This window comes from Haemophilus sp. HMSC61B11, from assembly GCF_001838615.1.
GTDB classification, from domain to species: Bacteria; Pseudomonadota; Gammaproteobacteria; order Enterobacterales; family Pasteurellaceae; genus Haemophilus_D; species Haemophilus_D parainfluenzae_AD.
Window position 1 is genome coordinate 277,575 of the sequence record NZ_KV837971.1, and the last position, 10,569, is coordinate 288,143.

Below are 10,569 nucleotides of genomic sequence, written 5' to 3' on the forward strand. Positions count from 1 at the left end.
AATATTTATGTCTAATCCATTACTTCATATTGAAGGCTTACCTCCGTTTTCTCAAATCAAACCAGAACATATTCAACCGGCAATCCAAGAACTCATCGAAGAAAATCGTCAAGCCATTGAACAAGTTTTAAAACAACCGCACTTTACTTGGGAAAATTTTATTGAACCGCTTTCTGAAGCTGGCGAACGCCTAAGCCGTGCTTGGTCACCAATCTCTCATTTAAATTCAGTTAAAAACAGCCCTGAATTACGTGATGCGTACCAAGCCTGCTTACCACTACTCTCTGAATACAGCACTTGGGTGGGTCAACACAAAGGCTTATACAATGCTTATTTAGCCTTAAAAAATAGTCCTGAATTTGCCACTTATTCAGTGGCGCAAAAGAAAGCGATTGAAAACGCACTGCGTGATTTTGAGCTTTCAGGTATCGGTTTATCTGAAGAAAAACAAAAACGTTATGGCGAGATTGTGACTCGTTTATCAGAATTAAGTGCACAATTTAGCAATAATGTACTCGATGCCACCATGGGTTGGGAAAAAGTCATTGAAGATGAAAGCCAATTAGCGGGGCTTCCTGAATCTGCATTACTTGCAGCAAAACAATCTGCTGAAAGTAAAGGCTTAAAAGGCTATCGTTTTACGTTAGAAATTCCAAGTTATTTACCTATTATGACCTATTGTGAAAATGCAGCATTACGCGAAGAAATGTATCGTGCTTATGCGACTCGCGCTTCTGATCAAGGTCCGAATGCAGGCAAATGGGATAACACGGCGATCATTGAAGAAATCATGACGTTACGCGTGGAACTAGCGAAATTGCTAGGTTTCAATACCTATACTGAACGCTCACTTGCGACCAAAATGGCAGAAAATCCACAACAAGTGTTAGATTTCTTAAATAACCTTGCAGATCGTTCAAAAGCGCAAGGTGAGAAAGAATTAGCAGAACTTAAAGCTTATTGTGAAAAAGAATTTGGCGTAACGGAACTTGCCCCTTGGGATATCAGTTTCTACTCTGAAAAACAAAAACAACATTTATATGCGATCAATGATGAAGAACTTCGTCCTTATTTCCCTGAAGATCGCGTTATTTCGGGCTTATTTGAATTAATTAAACGTATTTTTAATATTCGTGCAGTTGAACGTTTTGGCGTAGATACTTGGCATAAAGATGTGCGTTTCTTTGATTTAATTGATGAAACCGATGAAGTACGTGGCAGTTTCTATCTCGATCTTTATGCACGTGAAAATAAACGTGGCGGCGCATGGATGGATGATTGTATCGGTAGAAAACGTAATGCTGACGGTTCAATTCAAAAACCAGTTGCTTATTTAACGTGTAACTTCAACGCGCCTATTGGTGATAAACCTGCACTATTCACCCATGATGAAGTCACAACTCTCTTCCATGAGTTTGGTCACGGCATTCACCATATGCTCACCAAAGTTGATGTGCCGGATGTTGCGGGTATCAATGGTGTACCTTGGGATGCAGTAGAACTTCCAAGTCAATTTATGGAAAACTGGTGTTGGGAAAAAGAAGCGCTTGATTTTATTTCTGGTCATTTTGAAACGCACGAACCATTGCCAGAAGAAAAATTAAATCAACTTCTCAAAGCAAAAAACTACCAAGCAGCGATGTTTGTGTTACGCCAGCTTGAATTTGGCTTGTTTGATTTTACCCTTCATCATACTTTTGAAGTGGGTAAAGCTGATCAAGTCCTTGATACCTTAAAAGCGGTGAAAGATAAAGTTGCCGTGATTAAAGGTGTTGAATGGGCAAGAACACCACATAGCTTTAGCCATATCTTTGCAGGCGGTTATGCGGCCGGTTATTACAGCTATTTATGGGCTGAAGTGCTATCTGCAGATGCGTTCTCTCGCTTTGAAGAAGAAGGGATTTTTAATCCAATTACGGGTAAATCTTTCTTGGATGAAATTCTCACTCGTGGTGGCTCTGAAGAACCAATGGTCTTATTCAAACGCTTCCGTGGACGTGAACCTCAATTAGACGCATTGCTTCGTCATAAAGGCATTGCGAACTAATAACTAAAAAAGAGCGGTCAAATTTTTGACCGTTTTTTTATCTTCCAATATGCAGAAAATAAAAAAGCCCTCGGTAATCCGAAGGCTTTTATTTTTACTATCGTAATAAAAATTAGCGACGTAAACCTAAACGAGCGATAGTGCTTTGGTATAAAGCAAGATCAGTACGTTTTAAGTAGTCTAAAAGTTTACGACGACGAGAAACCATACGTAATAAACCACGACGACCATGGTGGTCTTTTTTGTGCTCAGCGAAGTGAGCTTGTAAGTGGTTGATTTGTGCAGTTAATAATGCGATTTGAACTTCAGAAGAACCAGTATCTTTCGCATCGCGACCAAATTCAGCAACGATTGCTGCTTTTTTTTCAGTACTTAGAGACATTTTTTACTCCTAAAAGGTAGTGTTATTAATACATCATTCGCCGATCTCTAACTCAGCGATGACAAGGAGCCTGAATTTTAACGATTGAAGCCAATAAAAGCAAGGAATTATTACGCTGTTCCTCTTAAATGTTTAATCATTTTTAAATCCATTCTTACGAATAATGTCTTGCGCATGCTCGCTCAATAAAAATTGATAAAATCGTTGCGTCAATGCGGCATCATTCAGCATAGCAAGGACATACTCTGCGCAAATATCATATTCAGATGGCAATGCATGACAAAGCATCCCCAAATTTTCTAATCTTGTCTGATAATGCGCATAGCCCAACATCATATCCGCATAATCGTTTTTCAAGAGATAATGTGAAGCCATTTCACCTGGAGGTATGACAACTTGATTTTCTGTTCCTCCGACCAATTTCAATGCCTTCGATTTTAACCTTTTACCTTGTTCAGGATAATCTTTTTCAATAAGGTCAAAAAGCTGCCAAGCATAATCACCGCAAGGATCACAAACTGGCGTTGACGTGGCTAATCGATATTGATCATCAAAAAGTAGCTCAAGGGTATCTCGCTGAAATTCTGGCTTATTCTTTGTTGTCAGCATAAGTTGATTATAAGTTAACACCTGCTGCTGAAAAACTCGACGCCCTAGTGCCGATACATTTTCTGAATTCGCACTAATAAAAAGATCAGCTAACGCTCCTTGTATTATGCGCGTTTTCAACAACCCAGCGGGCCCCAATATGCATTCAATTTCCACTTCATGACATTGCTTAAATGCACGAGTAAGCTCCAATAAGGCATATCGGAAGCTTCCCGCACTATAAATAGTGAGTTTATTCATCTCTCTTTCCTTCTAACAAAACCTCATAAACCGGCACAAAATGGCTAAACGGTTGCTGTTGATATTGCGATTGTTCAACGATCATCGGTAAATGAAAAAGTGCGGTCAGATTTTCAGAAGTTAATATCTCATCCGTTTGTCCAAAGCGAATAAAATTCCGATTGATCAAAAGCGTTTTATTCGCAATCGCTTGTGCATGATTAGGTTGATGCGTGGTGAAAATAATTCCCAGGCCGTGCTTTTTCGCTAATTGTCTTAAAAGTGATAACACCGCATCTTGGTTGGCTAAATCAAGCGCTGAAGTGGGTTCATCCAACAGCATTAAACGGCATTCAGATGCAATGGCACGTGCAATCAAGATCAACTGACGTTGTCCACCTGAAAGTGAAGCAAAATCTTGCTCGGCTAAATGCTGCAACTGTAAATCAGCTAACGCTTGTAACGCCACTTCAATATCTTGTGGTTTAGGCTTACTAAAGGTGGCAATATGGTTTGAACGCCCCATTAACACAATATCCAATACCGAATAGGCAAAAGGTGCACTGAAAAATTGCGGGACAAAACCTATCGAGTCATTCAGCTGAATATTGCCTTGTAAGGGGCGATGGATGCCAAGTAACAGATCTAACAAGGTACTTTTGCCACAACCATTTTGTCCTAAAATCGCGAGAATCTCTCCTGCCTGTAAAGCAAAATTGAGATGTTGAAAAAGCAGGTTGTTTTTTTCATAAGCAAATGCAAGATCATTTACTTTAATCAAATCAGTCACGCATCGCTCCATTTCGTTTTAAACGATAAACCAATATGCCAAATAAAGGTGCGCCAATAAGCGCAGTTAAAATGCTGATCGGAATTTCATTGTCGGTCAACGCGCGAGCCGCATTGTCCACCCACAGCATATAAATAGCCCCCACTAGCATCGTACAAGGCAATAAACGTTGGTGATTAGCACCGACCAACATGCGACTAATATGTGGAATGATCAAGCCAACCCAGCCGATACTGCCGCTAATAGCCACCTGGCAAGCGACTAATGTTCCGCTAAGGGCAATCACCAACCAGCGTAATCGCCCAACTTTTACCCCTAATGCTTTCGCTTCTTTATCCTCTAAAGAAAGCAAATTTAAACGCCAGCTCAGTTTCAGCAACAATGTCGAACAACACACAAAAGGCACGAAGAAAAACAGCCATTTTTCCGTATTAGCCGTGGCGAAGCTGCCCATCAACCAAAACACAATACTTGGTAATTTTTCTTCGGTATCAGAAACGTACTGCAACAGGCTCACTAATGCAGAAAACAGCCCGCTCAAAATCATCCCGATTAAAATCAGCATCAGCAAACTTCTTCGGCCAAACTTTACGCTAAATAAAAAAACGAGCACTAGCGTACTTAAACCGAAAAAAATCGTACTGGCAAATAAGCCATACAGACTCAAACTAAAAAAGATGGCTAGTGTGCCACCAAATGCAGAACCAGAGGTCACGCCAATAATATGCGGATCCACCAACGGATTACGAAAAATACCCTGCAATGCCGCGCCACTTAAGGCTAATCCAGCCCCCACACAAAGAGCAGATAAAATACGCGGTAAACGAACTTGGAAAATAACCTGCTGATGGATTGGGTCAATAGGAAGTGCGGTCAATTTTGCCGTTAAAATTTGCAAAATCTGCTCTAAGGATAAAGCATAACGCCCGATTCCTAACGAAATCAGGGCGCTCGCAACCAAGACAATGAGCAATACGCCCATCAATTTGGAATGTTTATTTACCATTGTTATACGGTTGACGATAGAATTTTAAATAGTAGTCGTTCACCATTTTATCTAAATCGATATCTTGGAATTTTTGCGGATATAGCGATTTTGCTAACCAAACTTCGCCTAATGCTAAGGCTTCCGGCATCGGATAACCCCAAGCTTTCGCATATTCCGGCATTAAAAACACTTGGTTATTTTTCACTGCATCAATATTAGCCCAAGCCACATCTTCTTTAATTTGTGATACCACTTTAGGATAACGATCCTGCACCAAAATCACTGCTGGATTCCACTCAAGCACATTTTCCATGGAAACCTGTTTAAAACCTTTCACCGTTGCCGCTGCGACATTATACGCACCAGCATGTTCCAACATTAAACCAGTATATTTACCCGAACCATAGGTATTTAAATCTGGGTTAGCCATATAGGTGCGCACTCGTTTCTCCGCAGGAATGTCTCCCAAACGTTCCGCCAACATTTTACGATTCGCAAATGCGGCTTTAACTAATTCTTTGCCTTGTTGTTCTTTTTCAAACACTTGAGCAATCAACTCAATACCTTGAGTTAAGCCTTCGTTATAAGCTTTATCTTCATCAGCCAAAGTTGGATTAAGTTTATCTTTATCACTGCCAGTTCGTAGCGAAATAGCAATCACTGGAATACCGGTATCCGCAATTTGTTTAATCATTTCCGGTGGTGCATAGTTGGTAACAAATACCACATCCGGTTTTAATTCCAACAAGCTTTCAATATTGACTGAATTTAAATCGCCCGGCATGGCCATTTTTTCTAATTCTGGCGCTAAACGCACATAATTTTGCCCCAGTTGTTTTTTCCAATTTGATAATACCCCAACAATTTGTTTGGTGGCATCTAATTGCACGGCGATATTGAGAGTTTGATGCTGTAATACCACAGCACGCTGAATATAATCGGGAATGGTCACTTGACGATCTAATTGGTCAGTTACAACACGATCAGCCAACGCCGATGTAGAGAAAATGCCGAACAAAGCAGCAACAAACAAGCGGTTAAATTTCATAAGTTATCCTTAAAATGAAAATGGAGTTAAATTATACAATAAAATATATAGCGAGATATACAAAACAATTGATGATCTAAACTAAACAACTATGCTTTGCTAATCACCACTTTAATATCTTCTGGTGCCGCATAATAAGGTGCAGAGGTAATAAATAAATTAATGCCTAACTTGGCATAATTTGCCACATTATTTTTATTCACCCCACCTGCGACGGAAAGCGTAATATTTCTGCCTTGTGCTTTGATGAGATCTAAAGCCGCTTTCACATCTTCAACTGACCATTTATCTAGCTGAATAATATCAGGAGAGGCACTAATCATTTGTTCAAATTGTGCAAAATTGTCTGCTTCAAGGGTGACCTTATTTTCTGGTGCTTCACGCTTTAAAGTTTCCACGATATGCGTCCAGTTATTCGGTTCAGCCAATAAATTACGATGATTAGTGAAGACCAGTAAGGTTTCACTCAGGCCTTGACGATGAATATGTCCGCCAGCCGCCAGCACTGCATTGGTCGCCAGTTTACGGGTATTCGGGATACTTTTACGGGTACACGCCACCACCGCATTCGGGTTAATGGCTTTGGCATTAGCAATCATCTCCGCCGTGTATTGTGCCACGCCACAAGACCATTCCAATATAAGCTGCACCACTTTCCATGCTTGCTGTAATTTATCCGCAGAATCGACCGCACTTAGCAATAAAGCACCGGCTTCAACGGCTTCCCCTTCATTCACATAAACCTGAGGCGTAATGCCTAATTTTTTCAGTAATCGTTCTGCCACTGAAATCCCCGCTACCATTCCGGCATTTTTACGTTTGAATTCAATTTTTGCTGGGACTTTTTCTAGCCCTAATGCGTGCGTGGTTAAGTCACCGCGATAAATATCTTCCAATAAAAAATCATCGAGTTCTTTGTCTGAGAAATAAATCATAGTTTGTCCTTAAATGTTGAGATGTTTTTGCAATTCCTGAACTGAAGTGCGGTAAATTTTGGCGAGGTTTTCAAAGGTCATCAGTTCACTTTTTTCGCCTTGTTGGAAACCAAATTCTTGATCAAGCATCGCTATATTTTCGGCTAAATAGACCGCTTGTTGAGGATTGTGAGTCGTAATCAGCAAAGCGATGTTTTGATGCTGTAATTGCTTAATTTTTTCCAACACCCGAATTTGGTTACCAAAATCAAGACTTGCTGTTGGTTCGTCCATAATCAACAATTTCGCCTGTTGTGCAATGGCTCGAGCGATGAGCACGAGTTGTTTTTCGCCCCCACTGAGTTCATGGTAATAACGTTTAGCAAGGTGGGTTATTTGTAATTCCGCTAAAGCCGCGATAGCAAGATCTTTATCTTCCGCTTTTGGAGTTTGATACCATTTTAGATATGCAGAACGCCCCATCAACACCATATCTTGCACCAGAAAAGGAAAAAGTTGCGCGTGTGCTTGAGGCACATAGGCAATTTCGCGTGCTAATTCAGCGGCAGAATATGAGGCAATCGGTCGATTTTGAAAGAGAATTTGCCCATTAAGTGCAGGTTGCAAACCTAGTAAGGTTTTTAAGAAAGTACTTTTCCCCGCCCCATTGGCGCCAAGTAAACAGCAAATTTGCTGAGGTTTCAGTGCAAAATTGATCTTATCTAGCAAAGGCTTATTGCCATAACCAATCGTCAATTGTTGAGTTTCAATTAAATTCATTTTCGCCCTCTCAACAATAAATAGAGGAAAAACGGTGCACCACAAGCAGAGGTTAAAATTCCTATTGGGAGTTCAATACTTGCAACAGTACGGGCGAGTGTATCTGTGAGAAGTAAAAAACTCGCACCAAGTAACAACGATGTTGGCAGCAATAAAATGAAATTGGCACCTACTAATAATCGCGCGATATGGGGCACAAGCAAACCAACCCAGCCAATAATCCCCGTAATAGAGACCGCACTTGCTGTGCAAAGTGTGGTGAAAATGATCAAAATATAGCGTGTGCGTTGGATAGGAATACCGAGGCTTTTCGCTTCATCTTCTTCTAAAGCGAGCAGATTTAAGCGCCAACGCAATAAGAAAAGCGGCAGAATACCGAGTATTAAAATAGGGGTAAGTTGACTTAATTCTTTTACGCCAACAGCCGTGAAACTGCCTAATAACCAAAAGGTAATCGAAGGTAATTGGGTGAAAGGATCGGCTAAAATTTTTAACACTGAAATGCCCGCGCCAAGTAATGAACCGATAGCAATCCCCAAAAGCACTAAGACCAAAATAGGATCTTGATTACGGCTTCTTGATGCAACCATCGAAACACATAACACTGCCAAGATACCGCCGCTAAAGGCAAAAAGCTGCACGTAAAACATCGGTAAATTGTAGAAAATCGCCAATGATGCACCAAGCCCCGCACCGCTTGAAACCCCTAAGATATCAGGAGAAACCAACGGATTTTTAAACATCCCTTGATAAGTCGCACCTGCGGCGGCTAATGCCGCACCAACTAAACAGGCGACAAAAATACGCGGGGTACGAATATGCCAAAGCACCGTTTCAACAGAAGAAGGCGTTTGGCATTCCGTTTCAAATACACAGCGAATCGCTTGTCCCAGTTGAAGGGGAGAAATCGGAAATCGCCCCACATTCAACGAAAGCAAAATGGTGCCGACTAATAAAATCACTAACGAAGTGAAAAAGAGTTTGGGATTACGTTGAACAAAATACGGCATAACTATTTCACATCATGTAGCAATTGAGTCGCTTGTTCTGGCGTTAATTCAATCTGATAGAACACGTGATAAAACTTTTGCACGTCTTTTGTAAATTCAGTCATAGGTTTACCGCTAACTAAATGCGAGACCCAACGCACCCCAAGCAAACGGTTCACACTAGGTGGCGAATCTAACCAACCAAATGGATTATTCGGGATTAAAAAAACGTGTCCATTTTTGACCGCACTTAACTGTTGCCATTGTGGATTCTCTTTTAAGGTTTGCAAAAACTCAGGATATTGGCTGAAAATCACATCAGGATTCCATAATAAAAGCTGCTCCATCGAAACTTGCGTAAGCCCTTTATGATCGCCTTCCACCATATTTTTTAAACCGACCATTTCAATAGCTTCCGTATGAATAGAGCCTTTTTGTCCTGTTTGTAAACCATCTGCACTACGAGCCAAATAGAAGGTTTTGGTCAATTTAGAGGCATTTTCGACCGCTTGTTTAAGGGTTTCTTCGGCATACTTCGCTTGAGGTTCTGTAAGATTTTCTACGCCTAACACTTTCCCTAAATAACGCAAAGTAGTGGGGGTTTCACTGAGTTTACCGTCTAGCAGCAAATAAGGCACGCCTGTTTGTTCAAAGGTACGTTTTGCTTGATCGATATAGTTTGGGGTGACATTGCCTACATCAATAATTAAATTCGGTTGCAATGCCACAATTTTCTCTGGTGAGAGCGTGCTGCCTTTTCCGGCTATTTTCCCTAAAGTTGGTAGAGATTGTTGTGCTGCAGGAAACAGTTTCCCACGTTTTTCCATATTAAATCCCGCCAATCCAAGCAACTTATTGGGTGCACTTGAAAGTAGCAACACATCAGCTGGATTACCCGCACTTAGTACTTTTTCAATTTTAGCTGGCGGAGGTAATTTCCCCGCCAAATAAGCGATTTCTTCTGCTGCAAATGCACTGGTGGATACACAAAGCGCAAGTGCAATACCTATCCATTTTTTCATGTTTTCTCCCTCTTTTAGCCGTTCAAATTATACAACTTAATTTTAACGCTATATATTTTTTAACATATTGGATAAATTTTGTTAGAATGTCATCGTTATGTTTTTTATTATATAACATTTATTATTCATAGCTAAAGGTGAAAAAAATGAAATGGGATGTGATTTATAAGTTTTGCTTGCTTTGTATGCTCATTGCAGGATTGGTAGGCATCTTGTTCAGCGGCTTAGGGATCTATTTTCAGTGGCCTATTCAGGGCATCTTTCAGTGGCATTTAGGTTCGGCGTTACTGCTTATTTTGGGCGTGGCTTTACACTTCTTCAATCGAAAAAATAAAGCGGTCAAAATTGTGCAACAATTTACCGATTTAGTGACACATAATCGCTATCCCACCTATTGCAATCTAGATCGTTTGATTATGACATTTGAGCACTTTTCAATTCTGCAAATTGCGGAGCAACTTCAGCTCCCCCCTTCGATTTTATTCACCGAATTAGCTAACGGAAAAATAAACTTCAGCGATGCTAACCGCACTTTGCGAGAAAATTTCCCTCATAATGATGAAAAAATTTTCGCCGCGATCACCATTGCATTGAAGTTACGCTTCAACCCTAACCTAAAAGGATGTTCCAATGGAAAAGAAACTGCTTTGCATCGCCATTAGTTTGGCTTGCTTGCCTGCTTATGCCGAAAATGTATTTACCCTTGGCCAAATTGAAGTCATCGGTGAAAAATCAAGTGATCTCAGCACCGCTCGTATTGACCAGGCTGAATTACAAAAAA

11 protein-coding genes and 1 pseudogene are annotated in these 10,569 nt (G+C 40.6%); 3 read left to right on the forward strand and 9 right to left on the reverse strand.

Annotation, left to right across the window (positions count from 1 at the left end; translation table 11 throughout):
• Positions 1-7 precede the first annotated feature (7 nt).
• Positions 8-2,047, forward strand: coding sequence for an oligopeptidase A (gene prlC / locus HMPREF3263_RS05530; protein ID WP_005698782.1), 2,040 nt, complete (start codon positions 8-10; stop codon positions 2,045-2,047).
• 112 nt (positions 2,048-2,159) lie between these two features.
• On the opposite strand, the gene rpsO is transcribed toward prlC, so the two are convergent.
• The 9 genes from rpsO to HMPREF3263_RS05575 all read right to left on the reverse strand — a co-directional run bounded on the left by rpsO (position 2,160) and on the right by HMPREF3263_RS05575 (position 9,788).
• Positions 2,160-2,429, reverse strand: a complete 270-nt coding sequence (gene rpsO / locus HMPREF3263_RS05535) for a 30S ribosomal protein S15 (RefSeq protein WP_005628925.1) — start codon at positions 2,427-2,429, stop codon at positions 2,160-2,162.
• Positions 2,430-2,561: 132 nt separating this feature from the next.
• A complete protein-coding gene (locus HMPREF3263_RS05540; protein WP_005695783.1) occupies positions 2,562-3,278 on the reverse strand; it encodes a substrate-binding domain-containing protein in 717 nt (238 codons plus the stop codon).
• Complete coding sequence (locus HMPREF3263_RS05545) at positions 3,271-4,047, reverse strand: ABC transporter ATP-binding protein (protein ID WP_005698810.1); 777 nt, start codon at positions 4,045-4,047, stop codon at positions 3,271-3,273. Before HMPREF3263_RS05545 ends, HMPREF3263_RS05540 begins: the two co-directional genes overlap by 8 nt.
• A complete protein-coding gene (locus HMPREF3263_RS05550) occupies positions 4,040-5,053 on the reverse strand; it encodes a FecCD family ABC transporter permease (RefSeq protein WP_032804131.1) in 1,014 nt (337 codons plus the stop codon). Before HMPREF3263_RS05550 ends, HMPREF3263_RS05545 begins: the two co-directional genes overlap by 8 nt.
• Positions 5,043-6,083 (reverse strand): ABC transporter substrate-binding protein, encoded by a 1,041-nt coding sequence (locus HMPREF3263_RS05555; RefSeq protein ID WP_005698766.1) that lies wholly within the window; start codon positions 6,081-6,083, stop codon positions 5,043-5,045. The genes HMPREF3263_RS05550 and HMPREF3263_RS05555 overlap by 11 nt, the downstream gene beginning before the upstream one ends.
• A gap of 89 nt (positions 6,084-6,172) precedes the next feature.
• Positions 6,173-7,018 carry a ModD protein gene (gene modD / locus HMPREF3263_RS05560; RefSeq protein ID WP_005698780.1) on the reverse strand — a complete coding sequence of 282 codons (846 nt, stop codon included), beginning with the start codon at positions 7,016-7,018 and terminating at the stop codon, positions 6,173-6,175.
• A gap of 9 nt (positions 7,019-7,027) precedes the next feature.
• Positions 7,028-7,777, reverse strand: coding sequence for an ABC transporter ATP-binding protein (locus HMPREF3263_RS05565; RefSeq protein WP_005698774.1), 750 nt, complete (start codon positions 7,775-7,777; stop codon positions 7,028-7,030).
• Positions 7,774-8,787 carry a FecCD family ABC transporter permease gene (locus HMPREF3263_RS05570; protein WP_005698821.1) on the reverse strand — a complete coding sequence of 338 codons (1,014 nt, stop codon included), beginning with the start codon at positions 8,785-8,787 and terminating at the stop codon, positions 7,774-7,776. Before HMPREF3263_RS05570 ends, HMPREF3263_RS05565 begins: the two co-directional genes overlap by 4 nt.
• Before the next feature lie 2 nt (positions 8,788-8,789).
• Complete coding sequence (locus HMPREF3263_RS05575) at positions 8,790-9,788, reverse strand: iron ABC transporter substrate-binding protein (RefSeq protein WP_005698806.1); 999 nt, start codon at positions 9,786-9,788, stop codon at positions 8,790-8,792.
• 146 nt (positions 9,789-9,934) lie between these two features.
• Here HMPREF3263_RS05575 and HMPREF3263_RS05580 point away from each other — a divergent pair, with 146 nt between their 5' ends.
• Together HMPREF3263_RS05580 and HMPREF3263_RS10950 are read left to right on the forward strand one after the other, a co-directional pair.
• On the forward strand, positions 9,935-10,450 hold the full coding sequence (locus HMPREF3263_RS05580) for a hypothetical protein (protein WP_005698773.1): 516 nt from the start codon (positions 9,935-9,937) through the stop codon (positions 10,448-10,450).
• Positions 10,419-10,569, forward strand: a pseudogene (locus HMPREF3263_RS10950) (TonB-dependent receptor); the annotation flags it as partial. The gene HMPREF3263_RS05580 and the pseudogene HMPREF3263_RS10950, both read left to right, overlap by 32 nt.